15 protein-coding genes and 1 pseudogene are annotated in these 20655 nt (G+C 45.4%); 6 read left to right on the top strand and 10 right to left on the bottom strand.

Features of this window, described 5'->3' with window-relative positions:
* The first annotated feature begins 98 nt into the window (after window positions 1–98).
* Window positions 99–2135: an FAD-dependent oxidoreductase gene (locus tag RH949_RS15260; RefSeq protein ID WP_446354252.1), complete on the top strand. Its 2037-nt coding sequence runs from the start codon at window positions 99–101 to the stop codon at window positions 2133–2135.
* On the opposite strand, the gene RH949_RS15255 is transcribed toward RH949_RS15260, so the two are convergent.
* On the bottom strand, window positions 2107–2442 hold the full coding sequence (locus RH949_RS15255; protein ID WP_446354250.1) for a hypothetical protein: 336 nt from the start codon (window positions 2440–2442) through the stop codon (window positions 2107–2109). The genes RH949_RS15260 and RH949_RS15255 overlap by 29 nt on opposite strands.
* A 73-nt stretch (window positions 2443–2515) precedes the next feature.
* Here RH949_RS15255 and recD2 point away from each other — a divergent pair, with 73 nt between their 5' ends.
* Window positions 2516–4849 (top strand): SF1B family DNA helicase RecD2, encoded by a 2334-nt coding sequence (gene recD2 / locus RH949_RS15250; RefSeq protein ID WP_446354248.1) that lies wholly within the window; start codon window positions 2516–2518, stop codon window positions 4847–4849.
* 111 nt (window positions 4850–4960) lie between these two features.
* On the opposite strand, the gene RH949_RS15245 is transcribed toward recD2, so the two are convergent.
* From RH949_RS15245 to RH949_RS15235, 3 genes are all read right to left on the bottom strand, one after another.
* Window positions 4961–5443: a DUF4079 domain-containing protein gene (locus tag RH949_RS15245; RefSeq protein WP_006103391.1), complete on the bottom strand. Its 483-nt coding sequence runs from the start codon at window positions 5441–5443 to the stop codon at window positions 4961–4963.
* A 119-nt stretch (window positions 5444–5562) separates the two neighbouring features.
* Entirely contained in the window at window positions 5563–6738 is a 1176-nt protein-coding gene (locus tag RH949_RS15240) for a nuclear transport factor 2 family protein (RefSeq protein WP_446354246.1), read from the bottom strand.
* A gap of 206 nt (window positions 6739–6944) precedes the next feature.
* The gene (locus tag RH949_RS15235) at window positions 6945–7805 is read right to left on the bottom strand and encodes an alpha/beta fold hydrolase (RefSeq protein WP_446354244.1); all 861 of its coding nucleotides are present in this window, start codon (window positions 7803–7805) and stop codon (window positions 6945–6947) included.
* A gap of 157 nt (window positions 7806–7962) precedes the next feature.
* On the opposite strand from RH949_RS15235, the gene RH949_RS15230 reads away from it, so the two are divergent.
* The gene (locus RH949_RS15230) at window positions 7963–9183 is read left to right on the top strand and encodes a peptidoglycan recognition protein family protein (protein WP_446354242.1); all 1221 of its coding nucleotides are present in this window, start codon (window positions 7963–7965) and stop codon (window positions 9181–9183) included.
* Between the two features lie 103 nt (window positions 9184–9286).
* On the opposite strand, the gene RH949_RS15225 is transcribed toward RH949_RS15230, so the two are convergent.
* The 5 genes from RH949_RS15225 to RH949_RS15205 all read right to left on the bottom strand — a co-directional run bounded on the left by RH949_RS15225 (window position 9287) and on the right by RH949_RS15205 (window position 13837).
* Window positions 9287–10798, bottom strand: coding sequence for an NB-ARC domain-containing protein (locus RH949_RS15225; RefSeq protein ID WP_446354240.1), 1512 nt, complete (start codon window positions 10796–10798; stop codon window positions 9287–9289).
* A 248-nt stretch (window positions 10799–11046) separates the two neighbouring features.
* Window positions 11047–11211, bottom strand: coding sequence for a hypothetical protein (locus RH949_RS15220; RefSeq protein WP_446354238.1), 165 nt, complete (start codon window positions 11209–11211; stop codon window positions 11047–11049).
* A gap of 423 nt (window positions 11212–11634) precedes the next feature.
* Window positions 11635–11832: a DUF2283 domain-containing protein gene (locus RH949_RS15215; RefSeq protein WP_446354236.1), complete on the bottom strand. Its 198-nt coding sequence runs from the start codon at window positions 11830–11832 to the stop codon at window positions 11635–11637.
* Window positions 11819–12082, bottom strand: coding sequence for a DUF4258 domain-containing protein (locus RH949_RS15210; RefSeq protein WP_446354234.1), 264 nt, complete (start codon window positions 12080–12082; stop codon window positions 11819–11821). Before RH949_RS15210 ends, RH949_RS15215 begins: the two co-directional genes overlap by 14 nt.
* Window positions 12083–12217: 135 nt before the next feature.
* On the bottom strand, window positions 12218–13837 hold the full coding sequence (locus tag RH949_RS15205) for a hypothetical protein (protein ID WP_446354232.1): 1620 nt from the start codon (window positions 13835–13837) through the stop codon (window positions 12218–12220).
* Between the two features lie 200 nt (window positions 13838–14037).
* On the opposite strand from RH949_RS15205, the gene RH949_RS15200 reads away from it, so the two are divergent.
* Together RH949_RS15200 and RH949_RS15195 are read left to right on the top strand one after the other, a co-directional pair.
* Window positions 14038–14169: a hypothetical protein gene (locus tag RH949_RS15200; RefSeq protein WP_446354230.1), complete on the top strand. Its 132-nt coding sequence runs from the start codon at window positions 14038–14040 to the stop codon at window positions 14167–14169.
* 1283 nt (window positions 14170–15452) lie between these two features.
* Complete coding sequence (locus tag RH949_RS15195; protein WP_446354228.1) at window positions 15453–18239, top strand: VIT domain-containing protein; 2787 nt, start codon at window positions 15453–15455, stop codon at window positions 18237–18239.
* Window positions 18240–18341: 102 nt separating this feature from the next.
* Here RH949_RS15195 and RH949_RS15190 read toward each other — a convergent pair whose 3' ends face one another.
* Entirely contained in the window at window positions 18342–20174 is a 1833-nt protein-coding gene (locus tag RH949_RS15190) for an ABC transporter ATP-binding protein (RefSeq protein ID WP_446354226.1), read from the bottom strand.
* Window positions 20175–20394: 220 nt separating this feature from the next.
* Between RH949_RS15190 and RH949_RS15185 the strand changes: the two are divergent.
* Window positions 20395–20655 (top strand): annotated as a pseudogene (locus tag RH949_RS15185) (Uma2 family endonuclease); the annotation flags it as partial.

The raw sequence follows: 20655 nt of genomic DNA, 5'->3' as shown, positions 1-20655 counted from the left end.
CAAAAAGATTTCGTTGAGGAGATGAACTTATTGGGGGATGGCAACGTCAAGGCATCCACTGTAATGTAACATCTGATACGTTCTGCATTTTAACTCTTATGAAGCGTTCTCGACGTGTATCTGCCGTAAAATCGCTGGTTTGCCTGTCTTTTAGCCTGATTTCGCTACTATCCTTTGTCCCAATTGCCCGTAGCGTTTCCGATGGCACGCCCGATGAAACCGTCACCTGTGAAATCTTGGTGGTTGGCGGTGGATTAGCGGGTGCAGCGACAGCTTATGAAGGGTTACTCGCGGGACGAACGGTTTGCTTGACGGAGATTACCGATTGGGTAGGGGGACAGATTTCCTCCCAGGGAACCTCTGCACTTGATGAACGCCCGACTCAGCGATCGCGTCTTTTCTATTCTCGCGGTTATTTGGAATTACGGGAACGGATTCGACGCAAATATAGGGAACTGAATCCGGGGGATTGTTGGGTGAGTGAATCCTGTTTTATTCCCAGTGACGCCCACGATATCCTCTTGGATATGTTGCGGGATGCAGCCAAACGGGGGAAAGGGACACTGAAGTGGTTTCCCTCCACGGTAATTAAGGAACTCGACTATAATCCTACCGGGAACTTGATTAAAAGTGCGATCGCCATTCAGCATCAACCCGCCTCGGATGCACTCCCCCTAAATACATTTCCCTTATCGCAAACGATTGAAGATTGGTATCAGTACCCGAATTCCCCCCGCTTTGACAAAACTATTATCCGCTTCGTTCCTCAAAACTCATCACCGGGAAACGTCCCAGATTGGTATGTTGTGGAGGCTACAGAAACCGGGGAACTGATTGGGTTGGCGGATGTCCCTTACCGCCTGGGAATTGACCCCCGTTCTCATCTCGAACCCTCGTCTTCCAGCGCCACCGGGAATCCCTATTGTACTCAGGGGTTTACCTACACCTTTGCCATGGAAGCCACCAAGGAACCGCAAAGCCATGAAATGCCGCCCTTTTACCCTCAGTACGAACCCTATTATAGTTATGAATTACCCCGCTTAGCCGACTTTGACTTAGTGTTTACCTATCGGCGGATTTGGAGTCCGAAAAAAGGTGAACCGGAGAAATTTGGCGGAATTTCCTTTACCGCGCCCACCGTCGGGGATATCTCCATGCAAAACTGGACGTGGGGAAATGACTATCGTCCCGGTACAGAGGTTGATAACCTTGTTTATACTCCTGACCAATTGCAAGCGACGGGACAGTTAGCCCCCGGAGGCTGGATGGGGGGGTTGCGAACCGAGAGTTTACGCAAGGCGGAGGAACTCTCCCTGGGATATTTCTATTGGTTAGTTGACGGAACAACAGACTCCCAACTTGGTGATGGCGTAAAGGAACCCCATCCCAGTTATCGTTATTTATCCGGATTAGACTCTCCCATGGGAACAGTACATGGGTTATCTAAGTATCCCTATATGCGGGAAGGACGGCGAATTATTGGACGCCCTGCGTTTGGGTATCCGGAGGGGTTTACGATTTGGGAAATTGATATGTCTCGCCGCAATTACCGAGAGGAGTATTACCGTCAAACCTTATCACCCCAAATGTATCGCCAGTTATGGATAGCCTTGGCGGGACGAGAAGCGATTTCGGTGATTCAGGGTGAGGTATCACCCGATGAGGTAAATCGACGTACTCGTTCAACCATCTATCCCGATTCGGTGGGAATTGGACATTACGCGATTGATTTTCACCCTTGCATGAGTTTCTCTCCCCCAGAAGCGCCAGGAAATACAGAACGAGAGGGGGAACGTCAGGGGGCGGGTCAAGCCTATCCGTTTCAAATTCCCCTGCGGGCGATGATTCCGCAAAAGATTGACAATATGTTAGTGGCGGGAAAAAGTATTGCCACGAGTCATATTGCAGCGGCGGCGTATCGGGTGCATTCCTTTGAATGGTCATCGGGTGCAGGGGCGGGAACGGCGGCGGCGTTTGCGTTGGAGAAGGGAATTGCACCGTTTGAATTGGTGGATGGACTTCCACCCCATGATCCGCAGTTGCAGGTGTTGCGGCGACGGTTGGAACGGAATAATAATCCGACGGCGTTTCCAGATACGTCGATTTTTAATCAGGATTGGGACGATTGGCGTTAAAGGAAACGTGCGATCGCGCTATTTGTAGTAGCCTGTTTGTAGTAGCCACTTTAGTGGCTGTTTGTGCCTTGAGCCGACAGCCTGTAAACCCCTGTTGCTCAAGGTTAAGCGGGGTAGAGAGATGGTGTGCGATCGCGTCACTCAGCAAGCCCGAATTATCTGACGAAAGGATTACACCCGTTTCCCATAATATTGGCAATTGATTAATTAACTGTAGGGGCGCATAGACGTGCGCCCTTTTCCTAAATTTGTCACCTTTTAAAGCTGTTACTAAATCAGGTTTGTGCGATCGCTCTCCACTGTACAATTAAGATACTACCAGACTTAAAATTAGGTATAATTGAAGATTTCTTGTTCACCTGTTCAGGGGGCAATCAATCATGTCAATGGCTTTCCCGACAGACAACCACGATCAATTACCCAGGCTAGAGCAATCAGAAATTGAACAGTATCTTGCCAGTGGCATATTTCATGGCATTGGTAAAAAGACAGCCGCTTTGCTGGCGGCATATTTTGGCTCGGATACTCTTGAGGTTCTGGAGTTCTTACCCCAACGACTCAAACTTATTCCTGGGTTATCCCAATATCGGATTGATGCCATCATCTCGGCTTGGGAGAAAAGCAAGCATAATCCCGTCCGAGGGACTCAAGCTTGGTTGCTGGGGATGGGGATATCTTTGGGGTTAACCCTGAAACTGACGGACTACTATGATCAGCGTACAGCATCTGTCCTCAACACCAACCCTTATCAGATTATTAATGAGATTGATGGAATCGGATTTAAGATAGCTGACAGTTTAGCGCTAAAGTTGGGGATGCCTCCTGATAGTCCTCTGCGCTATGAGCAAGGGATCATTCAAACTTTACAAGATGCCAGAAATCAGGGGCATTGTTTTCTCCCCAGCTCCGAACTTATTGAAGCAGCACTAGGGTTATTGAGTTGTCCCGGACATACACCGAATCCCCGGTTACTTAATCAGGTATTAGAGAATGCGCTCACCCAAAAAATTGTAGTGGAGGGACGGTTATCAGAGTCGCTCTATTTAAAACCAATTTATCGGGCGGAGGTTAATGTTGCCCAATTGATTCTGTATTTTGCCTCTCGGAGCCAACTGCCTATCGAACCGTTAAAGGAGTGGTTACAAAAACTAGAAGCAGTAGAATGGCGAGAGTCTAGTGTGCTGGCTCCAGAACAGCGACAGGCACTGTTAAAGTCTTATGCCCAACCAATTAGCATTATTACGGGGGGTGCTGGGCGAGGGAAAACGCATATTTTGAAGTATTTGATCAATTGGCTAACGGAGTGTAGATTCAAGGTGGCTTTAGCTGCACCTACCGGCAAGGCGGCGACAAGAATGAAGAACGCCACCGGGTTAGATGCCCAAACGATTCATCGTCTCCTTCAGTGGCGAGGGTATGGTCAAAAGTTTGAGTTTAATCAGGATAACCCCTTGCCGATTGACTGGTTAATTATTGACGAATTTAGTATGGTCGATATTTTCCTGTTTAATTCTCTCTTAAAAGCCTTAGAACCCCATACGAGAATCGTATTGGTTGGGGATCATAATCAGCTTCCGAGTGTGGGCGCGGGAATGGTGCTGCGCGACTTACTGATATCTGAAGTTGTACCCTGTTCTCGCCTGAAAAAGATTTACCGCCAACCGGAAGAAAGTCCGATTATCTATGCCGCAGAAGATGTCATTCGTGGCGTGGTTCCTAATTTGCAGCGGTTTAAGTCTCCTCTCCAATGGCAAGAGGTTTCCGATTGCGCCCTGCTGTGTCGCCACACCCCGGAAGCAATTGCTGATACCATTGTCGAGCTAGTGGCACAGATGCAGCGTGATCAGGTTAACTTAAAAGATCAGGTAATGGTTCTTGCTCCCCAAAAGAAAGGGGTGGTTGGGGTTCAAGCCTTAAATAAACGATTGCAGCCTCTATTTAACCCAAAACAACCGGAACAGCCAGAAGTGGAAACGGGGGAGGTGGTGTATCGAGTTGGCGATCGCGTGATTCAATTGAAGAATAGATATGATACAATCCCGGCGGTGATGAATGGCGAAGGGGGTTGGGTAATTGAGGTTCATCCTAAATCCCAGCCAGAACGGGTTAAGGTTGCATTTGAAGGCGGCGCGGTTGTTGATTATGTCCCCGGCATTTTTGAGCAGATTATGCATTCGTTTTGCCTAACGTGTCATAAGGCTCAAGGTAGTGAATTTCAGTATGTCATTATGCCTCTGTCGCCTTCAAACCACCGGATGCTTTCTCGTCAACTTCTCTACACCACAATGACTCGTGCCAGCTACGGTGGATTTATCGCCGTTGGTAGACCAGAAACCTTAAAGTTTGCCGTCAGTGTCGATAAACCAATGCGCCGATATACTCAGTTGCCTTTATTATTATCTGAGTCTGAGCAAACTTTAATTGATGCACTTAATCAGGTGAGAACGATGCAGGTTCCAGCATCGCCCAATCAACAATTTGTTAGCGTGGCGATGCGACTCCGTGAACTCAACATTGATGCGACTAAAGGGCAAAAGACTTCGATTGGCTCGTTGGCGCTCCAGCTTTATCAATCCCATTATAATCGCCGTCCCTCCAAGCGCCCAGAAGTGATAGAATCTGGACAAAAGTTTAAAACCTATCATTATGAAAATGAAGCGATTGAACTGCTGGATCGGGCAATTATGACTATTATAGAAGGCGATCGTCATTAACTGTAGTTGCACCATTGAGTTGTTGACATGGGTAGCGAGCAAGATGCAAAGCCTGCGGCATGGCTTCGCTTAACGCATTACAACGATTTTGCAGTTGTTGATATTAAGGTTTTAAATTGAAAGACCCAATTTTACACCAAGAACAACGTGAACAACCAGCAGAATCATAATTGTACTCCCCAAATAAGCATGAGCAGTACGAAACGATTCCTTCTTATCACCCCCAAAACCAAACGTCATCAGCGCGTTAATTCCTAACAAAATGACAGCAGAAGAACCTGTCCAAAAATGCGGACTTTCAAAAATAGGTTTATGCTGCATCACAAGGGAAAGAACTCCTCCGGTATACCCCAGCGCAATAAACAAGTACATCAACGGTGCAAGCTGACGGTGAGACGCACGACTTTTCGCCGCCACTTCCCCATCCTTCGTCAACCGACTACGCCATCCCATATAGGCGACAAAACTACCAAGAACAAATATCACGATTCCCATCATGACAGGATGTCCCCAGTGAACAATCGGTTCAGGAACGCCTAACGTGCGAAACCACGCCGCGATAGGTTCTAGGACTTGACTCAGTTGTTCTCCCATCGGTTTAAATTCATCTTTCGTTACATCTATCTATTTTGACACGTTTTGTGCTTTAAGCAACTTCAATGATTTGCACAAAACCTGAGACATAAGACGAATGACATAAGACATAAGACAAATCAGATAATCAGCCAAACCGCCAATCCCCAGAAGGGAACATATCGCAGCCAGCGCCCCCTTTTATTAGAGGGAATGACGGCGGTTAACAGTACACCCTGGAAAATGGAAAACAGCACCAAATCAACACAAAATGCGATAGTCACCCGGTTATTCATTAGCAGTTCTCTAAAATACTGCGCCCTCTGTGCTAAATCTCCAAACTCCGGTCTTCCGACAAAACCCCATACAATAGCTAGAGTACCCACAATCAGTCCTATCCATCCGAAAAGACGAGCTAGCCAGCTTTTTTCAGGTTCATCCTTGTCTTGAGGAGGGGGAACGGTATAACGCAGCGCCATATAAGGCGTAAGAATAACATTCGTCAGGAACATTGCCACACTCCACATCAAAACCTTAGGTAAATGGCGTCCTCTTTTGTCAAGTAACAGTAAGGGGAGAAACATAAATATCCAGGCTTCGGCAAAGTTAAACAGTGCTTCCAGGGTAGGGTGAACCGTCGGGGACTCCATGACATGAATACCCACCGCATTGAGAATCGGTAAGATCAAGAAAAAATTGAGCGACTCATCTAGAATTTCCTGTAAGGTTTCGGGTTGAATTGCCCAAATTGGTTCTCCGGGAAGAAGTTGATTGGGTGGAGAAAGCAAGAGGACATAAGTATAGACTATCGCCACCAGTGCCAACGCGATCGCAACCCATGGCTGAGGTTGTTCTGATTTAGCCATAGCATGGGTTTCTGGCTGGCGTTTCAGCAGTCGTCGTACCAGAGGAGTAACCAATCGAATAATCCAGAATGCAACTTTACCGGGTTTAATTGGCGGTTCAACCACATCACGGGCGTAAATTAACTTACCCGTGGTTTCAGACAGGCGATAAAAGCTGACGCCTCGTCCATTGGGAAAGGGAATACCATCGAGTTCAACATGCCAAAGGACACCCGTGGAAGATGAATCTCCTGTTGTAATATCATCAATAACAAATAGTAAGTCATCGGGTACACCTTGATAGGATTCTTCAAAAAGCTGCTGAACGGCGGCTTTCCCACGAAAGGGTTGGGGAAAGTTGAGATCCTCATAGACGCACTCATCATCGATGCAGTCTATAGCGGCGGAAATATCCCTGCGGTTGATTGCCTGATACAGGGATTTAATCATCAAGTGAGCAGGTTTTGTCATGTTGGCAGTTTGTAACTCTCATTAAAAATGTATCGTGAATGAGAGCGCAGGTTATGATGGGTAGACCGGGTTAAGCCGTTCGGCATTTAAACCTTCTTAATGTCAATAATGGCAAAATTGTTGTAATGCGAGCATCTTGCTCGCTACTAATACCCAATTTAAATGCATGACAGCTTAAGCTTGTCAATCAATTAAACCTATGAAGATCATCCAGGTTCAGCGGTAGCTTCTCTATGTTGCTCTAAAAACGCTTCTACCGTTCGGTTAAATTCTTCTGGCGCGACCAAAAAGGGCCAATGATTACCAGGAACCTGACGAACTTGTAAATTTTTTAAATAGGTTTTATAGGGTTTCAGTTGCCAGTCTTGGCGATTTACCCCTTTTTCCGGTTGCACGAACAGGGTAGGGATATGAATCGGAACCGTTAATCCGGCGACGAGCATCACATCTTCAAACGTACCATCACGGGCAGCCACGGTAAACTTACTCCCCCAAGAACCATCGGGTTTCTGCTCGATACTGGCTTGAAAAACTTGCTGCTGTAACGGCGTCCAATCTTGATATTGACTTAACTGACGCACTTTCTGTTCGGCGTCTTCATAACTCTCAAACGGACCCATTCCTTTGAGAAACGGTAAAATCCGGTATAACAAAGGGAATGTAACCTTGAGCATACTAGGCATTTTCCAGATAAAAATCGGATCAACCAAAACCATGCTGCGAAACCGTTCGGGATGCTGTTTTGCCCAAATCGGGGCTAATTTACCCGTCCAGGAATGTCCAATTATATGGGCTGATGACCATCCCAAGTGATTCATCAGGGCTTCCAAATCCGCGATCGCACTGGCAAAGGTATAATCATCGTCAGGCTTACTACTCTCCCCATGACCCCGCATATCGGGAGCGATGATATGATAGCTCTCAGGCAGATACTCGGCTAAACTCGACCACACTAAAGCGTGATCCGCTAAACCATGGAGTAGTAACAAGGGTTCTGAACCTTGCTTCCACTCTAGATAAGACAGTTGGATTTCGGGTAAGGATACAGTTTGCCGTGTTGGTGTCATTTTGCGTTTGGTGGTAGTAAACCCGAATGTAGAATAGCAAATATCAACAAAAGATAACGCATTCTACTGAGCAGGAATTAGGTAGAATGCAGCACAAATCCTATTGGTTTGAGTAAGCTGGCGGCTGATTTAGATTGAATGGAGGGAGACAATCGGTATGGCATTTACAGCGAGTGTTATTTCAACGAACGAATGGGGCGCTAGACCCCCAAAACAGTGGCCCGGACAAACGAGACCGCAATATATTATCATTCATCATACAGCGACTCCTAATCCCCCCAATGATGTCTCCAGAGGGACATTAACGGGTGCTAAAACCTTCGCCCGCAGCATTCAAACAGCCCATGTAAATGGCTTTGGTTGGATTGATTCGGGTCACAATTTTTTGAACACAACGGGCGGATATTTGCTAGAAGGCAGACATGGAAGTCTGAATGCGGCTAAACAAGGACGCAGTGTGCGTTCATCCCATGCGGGTAGTAATAAAGGGAATCAGTCGCCAGGTATTGAAAATGAAGGCACATTTATCACCTATCAAATGAATGCCAAACAGTGGGATAGTTTGGTTGAATTATGCGCCTCGATTTGCTCAACGACTAAGATTAACCCGGATAATATTCTCGGACATCGCGACTTTTCTCCTACTCAATGTCCTGGAGATTGGTTATACAGTCAATTACCTCGCTTACGCCAGGAAGTCCGTCAGCGATTAGGAGCATCTTTCATCGAAGTTTTGCGGGAAGGAGACACCGGACTACGAGTGAAAGAACTCCAACAAATTCTCAGCGCTCAAGGGTTTAATCCGGGTCCAATTGATGGTATTTTTGGCGCGGGTACTGAAGATGCGGTAGTTTTGTTCCAAAAGTTTTATGGGTTAGAACCTGATGGTTTGGTTGGACCGAATACGTGGAAGGTGTTAGAACGGGTGTCTCAACCGACACAGCCACCTCCCATCGATACTGGGACTCCGACAGCGCCGGATACAACACCGGGGGGAAGTAAACCTTTGAATCCACAAACTCCTTTCACCCAGGTTCAACTCCTCGATACCTATAGGTATTACCGGGAACTCCCCCATCAAACCCAAGCCATTCAGTGGTTACAAGCACAACTATCTGAGGCGACATTGGTGGAGTTTTCCCAAAAATGGCGCAATCAACCGTTAGAGCCTTTTTTACCACTCCAGGAAGGTTCCGTGGGTTCCCAAGTGAAGCAAGTCCAAGAGGTTTTGCAGCAAGAAGGCTTTGATCCGGGTCCTGCTGATGGGATCTATGGTGCCAAGACAAAAGCCGCCGTTATTGCGTTTCAGCGCTCAAAGGGGATGACTGCAGATGGGATTGTGGGGGCGGTGACGTGGTCTGTTCTGAATTTAGTATAAAACGCTGGAAGTCTAACTTTTGATTGTACTAAATGTTGCCTACATGTCTTACTTTGATTGAATGTAGGAGGATGTCACCTTAAGTGTAAGTTGGGCAAAACCTTCAGAACTCCTGAAGAAGTGCCGTGAGATTGCATCGGGCATAGCCCACAACTTGAGGAGAGCAATCCTGTAGCCGGAAGAGAATTTGCAGCAGGGTTTGAGAGAAGGAATCGCCATACACATGAAACAATTGTTCCCGGAGTTGAAAGATAAGACGATCGCCTGCAATATCATCAGTACCGGGGCGCATTAGCCAGTGGGTTCTCAAGATGTGCAGATGGCTGATATCATCGCTTTGGATAACCTGATTAATTTCCCTGACGGCTTGTTCTATTAATCGATCTGTTACCACTTTCATCACCATGGGTTGCAGGGTAAAGGAGGGTGTATCAGCGCTGAATCGTTTTTCTAGGAGCGATCGCGTCTCTAACGCGGCAATTCCGGTTAAAATGACACTCGGATCAGAAGCATAGAGCAAATGGCTTTGCAATCGGCATAATGTGATCGGTTCCTGCCAAATGGCTAACCAGTAGGCAATGGATCGTTCAGATTCAGACAATCTATCGAATTGCTGGGTGAGTAACGCTTGCAGGCGATCGCCGATAACGATAGTATTCTGGAGGCGAAACGCGGTAACATTCCCGGCAAAAATCGACTGAATCAACGGTATTATGGTTTTCAATGCCAATGGATTACCCCGGTACAGTTGGCACAGAGCCGATAATCCCTGTTCTTGACCCGTGAATCCGCCAGTTTGCAGTAATGCCATTGCATCAGCCTGTTCTAAGCCTTGCAACCTGAAGCAGCGAACCCCTTTCGAGTTAGCCGCGATCGCATCAAATCCGGGGAGTTGTTCGCGACTGGTGATTAGAATACAACTTTGATGGCGGTTGCGGCTTAAGGTTTGCCACAATTTACTGTAGTCCTCAATATTGTCTTTCTGGTGCAAAACCGAATCGAGTCCATCAAGTACCAGTAGACAGCGACGCTGTTGTAGATGATACCTCAGTTGCCTTATTCCTGAGTGAATATCTTGAACAATGGTTGGTTCAAATGTATTCAGGATACTGTCGAGTAGCGTTAGCAGGGAGGGTTGGTAAGTTAGCGATCGCCATAAGAGACAATCAAAGTCAGACTGGATGCGATCGCATAGAGCAACGGTGAGGGCGGTTTTGCCAATCCCACCCATTCCGACAATTGCCACGAGTTTACAATTATCTTTAGTAATCCACTCCTCTAACTGATTTAACGATTGAATTCGTCCATAGAAATGATCCAGATCCGGCGCTTCATCCCAATCAATCAGGGGAGACTGGAGTTCCGGTACATTAGGGTTTAGGCTTTCTGGGAATTGTGCGATCGCCTGCCAATCGCTGATACCCACGGCTTGACAGATAGAAATAAAGGCATCTTTTTGAATCCGTTCCCCGCGCCAAAAGCGGCGTAGAGTCGCTCTAGAGGTATGAGCATCCTCCCACCAACAGGCGGTGCTAGTTTTCGTCCAGCCATAACGTTTCCTGGCTCGGTCTACAATGGTTAATCCTTCTGTGGATGCGGAGAGCGAGTTAGTCATAGTAGCATGAGCGATGAGGATAGTATCTGCCAAGAATTCAAGTTCTTGGCTTATAGCTTAAGTCCATTAAAAGGGACTAAAATCCCTATACTGTCTATTAATCATGGACTTGAGTTATGGGTTAATTCGGCAAAAAATGCAGGTTTACTTGTGTTTTATATTCCCCTATTGTCTAAATCAATATCTACCACTCATTGAGATAAACTTGTTCACAGTCCTGTTCTATTGCTTGGCGTATCAACTTAACATCATCGGGTGGGATTGAACCTGCAAAACGTAAGTAATTGTCGCCCGGGGACACCTTGAATTGTTGAACTGGCTAAAGCGCGTGCAAACTCCAGCACTCGCCACTGCAAGTCTTGAGGCATAATTTTCAGTTGTTCAATAAGCTTATCCAGGATAGGTGTGTCCATCTTGCTTTCCTGCCCACAATTCTCAACTTATTCTAGTTTAGCTAGGGGACTCTAGAGCGTCGATCCAGTAATAGCAGCTAGTAGTGGGGAAGACAGAGTAAGTCGTGTAGAGACATATCCTGGCATGTCTATCAATTGTAGGGGCTGGTTTAGTGACTAAAATGCGCTTACTCCGCCGATAACTGTTCAACAAAACCCGCCCTTAATCGTTATGGGCTTGATACAATAGCAGTCTGCTTGTAAAGGTAACTCAATGGTACAAACACCGACTAAAATCCTGACATTACTTGGAGAATGGTAAGGTAGCTAAAATTACATCTTAGGGTTGGCAAGGTTTCACCATTGCTTGTTGGTAAGAGTTAAATGCCCTTTAAACCTTGCCCACCATAGTACCGATGGTACTGCGATCGCAATTGATAAAAATCAAGATGTTGAAACAAGTTCAGCAATCATCTCTTCAGACATAGACTGCTTGAAATCTAAAATCTCAATCAGCACGAGCTGGTCATTAAGTGAGTAGTGAAGGATTATCCGTCCTTCATCTTCTGCATAGGCGATCGCATCCTCTGAAAGCTCAATCAAGAGTGCATCTACATCTTTGCTGTATCTAATTTTTTTCATAGCGACTCCTTCTACCTGGATACAATGTAATCACTAAAATGAATGCCTCATAGTCTCGATAAACAACTCGTAACACTAAGTTATCGTCTAAGTTTTTTTGTGCTGTGATTTTTTCTCCTTCTCCTAATTCTCGTCTATCCGGAGCCTGGATGGTGTCAATAACAAAGTCCTGATGAATCACAATTCCTCGTTGACTTAACAAGTCAAGTTTAAACAGAGCATGGTCACTGAACCGGAGTTCTTTTAACATAGATTTAATCCGACAATTCAACTCCCAAGGCTTCAAGTTTTTGGGTTATTCAGGCGGTTAAGGTGGTTTCATCTGTTTTAATTCGTTCTCCTCCTGTTTAATTTATCTATTCCTTGTTGTCTAGTTTTCTGATATTTAATTTTTTCTTCGCTTTTTTTCTTCACGAATTATTTTTTTGTCCTCACGTATTGTCGTGTCGGTAGGAGCGCTGAAGTTTAAGCTGAGTGCAGGTTCACTTTCAGGGTCAGAACTAACCTGAACGAGCTTTGCATCTATAATATCTTGACCTCTACTCACTGCATTTTTTAATAAATCACCAATTTGTTTATTATTCTCAATCTTCCACACTTCACCAGCCGTAATTTTTCCGGCTAACAGGCGCGTTATCAGGTTCTGGGCAAGCTTGAGTGTAAAAGCACCGCTAGCATCAGTTTCTATGTAGGCTTTAGGAGAATCATTAATAGGATCTGTAGGAGCAGTGAATGCACCAAACTCTAACCTAATGCGTGATTGCTCTCTCAATTTAGGATCTACTTTAACAAAGTTAACATTGACTATTTTTAGGTTTAGTTCTGCCGCAAGCCGCAGATCATCACCTATTCGCTTTTTGAGAGTTGGATAATCATCACTGCCTGAATTTTTATTATCCCAAACCTCACAATCAGTAATATCTCCGGCTAGGAACAGAGCTACAAGATTGCATCGAATCTCTATGTTAAAAGAAAAATCTGATCCAGGGCTAAAAACAAAACGACCTTCTCGTTCCTTGTATCTTTGTAATGCTACAGGAATTCTCTGTGATTGTTGTGCCTCCCAGCTTTCACAACCAGATCCATATTCAACCTGATTAAGATTTATTTGATGAAGAAGTTGTTCCTGCTGTGCCGTTAACTCTACATCAGGATGAGGGTTCTTGATCACGATAGGTCTACTGGCTCGTTTTCTCCACCTTAAGCCAGAATATTCATTTTTAATCGTGACGATTACCACAGCCGAAATCAACCTGGAACCATTAACTCTTTGTCTACGCGCTTTTGTGCCAGGCCAAGGTGCAGTTCCTATCGCATTCAAAGTTGTTGTTAAATCCCACTGTTCCGTATCTGCTAGAGCAGAGTATACAGCTTGCTCAAGACTAATAGATGAGGGTGTACCATGATCATTGATTTGATGTAGGCGTTCAGAAGCACCTATAAAAAGAACCAGCGGTTCATACTTTTTGCCAGATCTTTCCCATTTCTTGGCTTGCTCTGCCTTTTCTTTGATTTTCCGATAAATTGGATGGTCTTCAGCACATTTTGGTACATTTGGGGCTGGAAAGGATGAAGAGACAAAATTTCCTTGTTCTATCCCTTCAATTGTCACAATTACATTTGCATTGTCAGTTTCTCTAAGACATAAAGTTGAATTGAAGTTACCCGATTTAAGCTCAGCTAAAAAGGTTTTCCATTTATCTGTCTTAAGTAACTGTCTCCAGGAATTGTTTGGCGGTACTTGTACATCTTTGCTAGTATCAGCAGGCTTAAGTCTGATTCTTAGGTGTTGTGAATCAGCAACCTTTCCTTTGGATAATTCTTCTCTCACCCAAGAAGGAAAACGTATTATATCAGTTTCTTGTTGCTGGTTACGAGGGGTAATATATGTAACTTCTACCCAAAAAGGCTCGCAGTTATCAGGCTGCAAGAAAATATCAGGGACTGCTTCTTGCTCTCCCTCAGGCTGAATTAGAGATGAAACAGAAGCTGTTGCATGTAGCACGATGAGTTCCCATAAGTGAGATTTCGTCTGTTCATGTTCACCTTTAAGATGTTCTCGAAGTTTATTTAATTTTGTGCCGAGCCACGTCTCACACTGAGACAGTAAATATTCTGCTTGAGGTTCGCTAATCACTCGTTCAAATATGTGTGTTTCTAGAGTTAGATGAGAGCCAAGAACCTATATTCTAGCAAATCCGTCTTATGCCATTAATTGTGTCCACCTACTTAGAAGACACCTACCTCTTACCTTTATCTGATGAAGTCGCCGTTGATGACATGGAGATTCGCATTGGCGATCGCATGATTAAAAGTAACATCATGATACTGATTTAAAGCTGGTGGGCAATGCCCACCCTACGGGATATCAAGGGTTTCGACAATTTCGACTTTAGACTAATTAGAGCCGATCATTCCTGGGCGATCGCACTTATTTTGATAACCACTATCCACTAAATACCCCTTGGCTTTTTCTTTCGGCTTCGCTACTGTTATGCTTCCCTTGACTCGATGTCATTTCGGCTCAACTTGTCAAGTCCTGATAACTTAAACCATTCTTTCCTCCAGAACGGTTTAAATTTTCCAATCAGAGTCTCGTCTCAACAAAACGTCATAATTGCTCATTTTTTACCTCTTTTTGGAAAAAAGATACGAATTTTCAGGGGTTACGGCGATTGTGAGAAGAGTGTGCGATTTTAAGGTATACTCTTTATGGTGGGTTTTTTGTGGGCAAAAATAATCCAGGCACAGCTAAACCCCTTGAATCTTTGTAAAAACTTTGTATAATTCATGATTCTTGTCTCACGCCCAATGTCCCCTTAAACGCATGTATTTTGTTAAAGTTACAATAAGAATCATTACCAAGTCTTGACAAAGACACAGAGGACACAGAAGGGATGACGCCGACAGAAGCCTAAATAGTGGGGGACACAGATTGACACAGAGAAGTAAATAATTTCTCCAAGAATTGAATCATCTTTTCATCCTTTGCATAGAGAATTAACGCCTCCATGTATTTGAATTCCTGGTCGTCCGTGTATGAGAATAATAATCAAAATTAAACAGGAAAGGTAAGCGTTGCTCACCCCCTATATGAGGTTTCGGATTGGGTCTAAACTCCAGTCCAAAACCGCTGACTGGAGCGTGCCATTTATACTAAGATGCTGTAGCCATTGATGAACAAGCTCAACAGCAAGTGTAACGCCTAATCAGCCCCATCGGGTAGGGACACGATACCACAACCTCTACTGAGTCAATTACTGAGTCAAAGGGTGAGTCAAAGACTGAACACTTTCCCCTCAAAACCGCCCTTAGGCTGAGGATAGACAGACAGAAGTGTTAAACGGGTGTATGTCATTTTTGTAGGTTGGACCCTTGGAACGTAGGCGAAGCCTTCTTTTTGAGTAACCCAACTCCCTTGTTTAACTATCGCGTTATATGCAAATCTGACATGCTCCCTGTTAAACCACCTTGAATTGAAACCCAAGGCACCCAAGCTCAAGTCAGAATCGAGTTGACTAGATAAGACTTGTAGTCCATTTTAATGGACTTAAGCTTTTAGCCAAGAACTTGAGTTCTTGGCGGGTGTCGGGGCTTACTGAAAAAAAAGGAGAACCATCATGCTAAATCCATCCACCCATTTGTTGATTATTGAAGACGACAAGGGGCGCAAAGAATATACCTTGGAAGAATCAGTCTACTCCCTAGGTAGAGATCCACAATGCGATATCCGCCTCTACTCAATGTTTATATCTCGCCACCATGCAACATTAGTTCGACAAGTTAGAGACGATGGCAGTTATGTTTACAAAGTTGTTGATGGTAATGCCAAAGGTCAGCAAAGTGCTAATGGACTATTAGTTAATGAAAAAAAATGTCAAGTCCATGAGCTTGAAGATGAAGATGAGATTGTTTTTGGTCCCAATGTCAGTGCGCAATACTACCTACTTGAAAAATCAGGTCAATGGAAAATGAAATATAAGACCAAGAAGACTAAATCAACCGTTCTACCCCAACCTCCCCAATTTGGTGGGTTATACGTTCAATCTGAAACAGGAAACCCGCTAGTCTTTCCCCTGAAGCATACTGACGTACAAGCCAAGGTGACAGGAAATGTCTCGCGGGTGGAGGTGACACAAACCTTTGAGAATCCTTTTTCCACTCCCCTAGAAGCTACCTATATCTTCCCCTTACCCAATGAAGCGGCTGTCGATGATATGGAGATTCGCATCGGCGATCGCACAAATAAGGGTAACATCAAAAAACGCCAAGAAGCAGTAGCCATTTACGAACAAGCCAAAAAACAAGGACGCACCGCCGGATTGCTGGAACAGGAACGGGCTAACATTTTTACTCAATCCCTGGCTAATATCCAACCCGGTGAGCAAATTGATGTGATAATTCGCTACACCGATAGCCTAAAATTTGTTGGGGGAAGTTACGAGTTTGTCTTTCCCATGGTGGTAGGATCTCGTTATATTACTGGAACCACGATTGATGAAAATACTCTAGGCGGGGGTTCAGCACCTGCACCAATGACCCTAAATAAAGACACCGATTTAGTGCCAGATGCGTCTCGCTTAAATGCGCCAATTTTACCCCCTGGAACTCGTTCTGGACATAATATTAATGTGACTGTAGACATTGAGGCTGGGGTTGAGATTCAAGAGGTGTATTCTCCCTCACATCAGATTCAACTTGAACGCCAAGATCAGCGAATGCGAATCACCCTATCTCGCCGAGACACCATTCCCAATAAAGACCTAATTTTACGCTATCAAGTCGCAGGCGATCGCACGCAAACTACAGTCCTCTCTCAAACCGATAGTCGCGGTGGACATTTTGCGGTTTATTTGATTCCAGCGATTGAATATAACCCCGATCAATTCGTCCCCAAAGATGTAGTGTTTTTGATTGACACATCAGGTTCTCAAAGTGGTGAACCCTTAACCAAATGTCAAGAATTAATGCGCTGCTTTATCAACGGACTTAATCCCCACGATACGTTCACCATTCTCGATTTCTCAGATACTACCCGCCAACTTTCACCCGTTCCCTTGGCAAATACAGCACAAAATCGCAACCGCGCCATCAAGTATATCAATCAGTTAAACGCCAGTGGCGGAACTCAACTGATGCGGGGAATTCAGGCGGTGCTAAATTTCCCAGAGGTTGATCCGGGACGATTACGGAGTATTGTATTACTAACTGATGGTTATATTGGCAACGAAAATCAAATCCTGGCAGAAGTCCAACGCCATTTAAAATTAGGAAATCGCTTGCACAGTTTTGGTGCAGGAAGTTCGGTTAATCGTTTTCTCCTGAATCGAATTGCTGAAATTGGACGGGGAATTTCCCGGATTGTCCGCTACGATGAGCCGACTGAAGAACTCGCAGAACAGTTCTTTTGGCAAATTAATAATCCAGTGCTGACGAATATTCAATTGTACTGGCAAGGCGAGGGTGAACCTCCCATCATTTATCCGGCGACGCCACCTGATTTATTTGCTGAACAGCCGTTAGTCCTATTTGGATGCAAAAAAGACGCTCTACCTGGAAGGCTAGAAGTAACAGGAACGATTGCTGGAGGACAGCAGTACCAGCAGAGTTTTGAGCTTAACTTTGAGGAGACAGGAAATCCTGCGATTGCCCAACTTTGGGGTCGTAACCGGATTAAAGACTTGATGAATCAAATGGTGCAGGGAGAGACAAAAGTTGGTGTAGAAACTGTCACGGATACGGCTTTAACTTATCAACTCTTGTCTCAATATACCGCTTTTATTGCTGTCAGTGATGAAGTGCGCGTCAATCCCAATAATCATTCTGTTTCTGTACAAGTTCCCGTGGAAATGCCGGAAGGGATCAGTTATCAGGGAATTTTTGGCGATGTCGAAGTAGAAGCAACCGATGATTTTGATTTTTGTGAGATGGCTTTTTGTGAGTTTGATGATGGTTTTTCGTCAGCAGCACAAGACGAGTTTGATATCACCCTGATCAGTCCCAATATGATGGAACTCGATGAACTCGATGAGGAATGGAGTCCTACCCCTGAGCCAGCGCCATCGAGAACTCAAAAGATGAAATCGACTGCAAAAGCTCCGCTTCCGACAGCTCCGTCTACTCCGAATCGCCTACACATTGTTAGTGCATCTGGACTAAACGAAGATGCGATCGCGCGTTTAACTCAACGTCTACAATCAATCCAGTTATCCCCAAATGTTAGCGGGTTTCTCGTCTTCGAGTTCTACATTAGCAAACGTCGTATACAACAGCTCACGATTAATGAGAAAGCCTCATCGGTAAAGGATCAGACGGTAATAGAAGCAATTCGGCGATCGCTTCTGACTTGGCATTCCCCTCAAGCAACTGTCGATAACGTTTGCCTAGTAATAGGGATTCAGCCATAAAGATTTGCCCCTCCATCTCCCCCTGCTTCCAGACGCGCCATGGCACGTCTCTACATCGCTCCCCCAGCTTCCCCTGCTCTCTAACCCCACCATCAGCAGACCCTAAGTAAACTGTTGAGCATAGAATCGCGCATAACGTCCCTCTCGCTCTAACAATTCGGCATGGGTTCCTGACTCAATAATCTGTCCCTGTTCCATCACCAAAATTCGGTCAGCGCGGCGCACCGTGGTGAGGCGATGGGCGATGATAAACACGGTACGCTCTTTCATAATCCGTTCTAATGCCTCTTGGACTAAGGCTTCTGATTCTGAATCCAAGGCGGAGGTGGCTTCATCTAAGATAAGAATACTGGGATTGAGGAGAACTGCCCGCGCGATCGCAAGTCGTTGTCGTTGTCCTCCAGATAGGTTAATCCCCCGCTCTCCAACCCAGGTGTGATACCCTTGGGAGAATTGGATAATAAATTGGTGGGCATTGGCGATTTTGGCGGCATCTTGGACGGCTTCTAAGTCAAAGTCCTTTTGACCAAAAGCAATATTTTGAGCAATTGTGCCAGAAAATAAGGTGGTTTCCTGGGGAACAATGCCAATTTGTCGCCGTAGGCTTTTGAGGGTAACGTCTCGGATATTAATCCCATCAATCAGGATTTCTCCGGCTTGCGGATCATAGAAACGGGGGAGTAAATTAACTAATGTGGTTTTACCCGCACCCGATGCCCCAACCAGTGCGATCGCATCTCCTGGCTGGGCAAGAAAACTTAAGTCTTTCAGCACCCAAGGCGTTTTACCTGTAGAGACGTGCCATGGCGCGTCTTGCCATGGCGCGTCTTGATCTTTGGCGATTGATGATAATGTTTCGTCAAACCCCGCCCTTTCCAAGTTCTCTTGGGCTTGAGTGTAGGCAAAGCTAATCTGGCGATATTCGACTTTACCCGTAACCGGGGGTAGAATCATCGCCCCCTCTTTTTCGATCACCGTTGGCACAATCGCAAACAGTTCAAAGATGCGATCAACCGATGCCTCACCCTGCTTAAACTCGTTATAGTTGCTAGTAACGATCGCGATCGGATCAATAAGCATGGCAACCGCCGCCCCGTAGCTGACAAATTCACTCCCAGTTAAGTTACCTTGGGCAATTTGCCATCCCCCTAGTAAAAATACCAATAACAGGCACATCGCCTCCAGAAACCCCACCACCGGAAACTGAATCGCCTTTAACCGTTCCGCCGCATACTTGGCGTTTCGATTGTGTTCTGCCTCTTGACTAAATCGCTCTAATGTGTAATCTTCAGCCGCAAACGCTTGAACTAACCGAATCCCACTAAAGACTTCAATCAGCAACGCCGATAAATCCGACACCCGATTTTGACTCCGCCGGGAAAATTGGCGCATCCGTTCGCCAAACCAGCCAATTAATAGACCCATCAGTGGGGCAATGAGTACAATACCCAGGGTAAGTTGCCAATTCAGGTAAACCACATAAGCGAAGACCGCAATCAACTGTAAGACGCTAGGGAGAAACTGGTGAAAGAACTTGTTTACCACCTCGCCAATGCGGTCAATATCCTCAGTGAGTCGATAGGATAAGTCCCCGGTTCTAGTGGTTTCAAAGTAGTCCAAACTCAGGGTTTGCAGGTGGGCGTAGACATTTTTCCGCAAATCCAGTGTAATCGACAAAGCCGCCTTTGCCATTAGGGTGTCTTGCCCATACTGTGCCAGCTTCTGACCCAAGAAAATTAAAGCAGCAAATCCGGCAACTTGTGCGATCGCGTCAACATTCCCTTGTCCTACATAAGCCGCAATCCGCCCCGCTAACCAAGCCAAGAGGGGCCACACGGCGACAAATCCCACAGTACAAGCTAAGGCTTGCCCAATGGTAACTCTTTGAGGGCGAAGATAAGGCAACAGTTGCCAGTAATGAGAACGGGTTTTCAATGTATAATCACCCAAATGCAATTTTCCTCTGTCTCACGCTATCAGCTTTGATCATTTCTACAAAGACTTTCCTGGAACCGAAGAAGTTTCTACTCCTTAAGTGTGTACGGTATATCAATCGAAATGTAGGGGCACCATCCTTGCGCCCACACATAAATAACTCTTATGAGAAACCCGATACAATAATAAGACAGACTATTAAAGATTGAGGAGTTGGATTATGTCAACGGAAATGACTCAAACTCCGAGTTCCCCAACACCTCCCGTGGTGGATTGGGAACCCCAAATGCCACCCACTGATTTAATTTTTGATGATGGAGAACCCTTGGAAAGTAACCGTCACCGCATTGCCATGAATCTGTTGATTCAGTTAACCCACCAAGCCTTGGCACAGCGCGAGGATTACTTTGTGGGTGGCAATATGTTCATTTATTATAGTCGCACCCAGGCACGAAATCGGGACTTCCGAGGACCGGATTTT

It is taken from the genome of Coleofasciculus sp. A1-SPW-01 (assembly GCF_040217205.1).
In the GTDB taxonomy this organism is placed as follows: Bacteria; Cyanobacteriota; Cyanobacteriia; order Cyanobacteriales; family Coleofasciculaceae; genus Coleofasciculus; species Coleofasciculus chthonoplastes_A.
The sequence above is the reverse complement of the archived record's forward strand: the minus strand, read 5'-3'. Positions and strand labels throughout refer to the sequence as shown.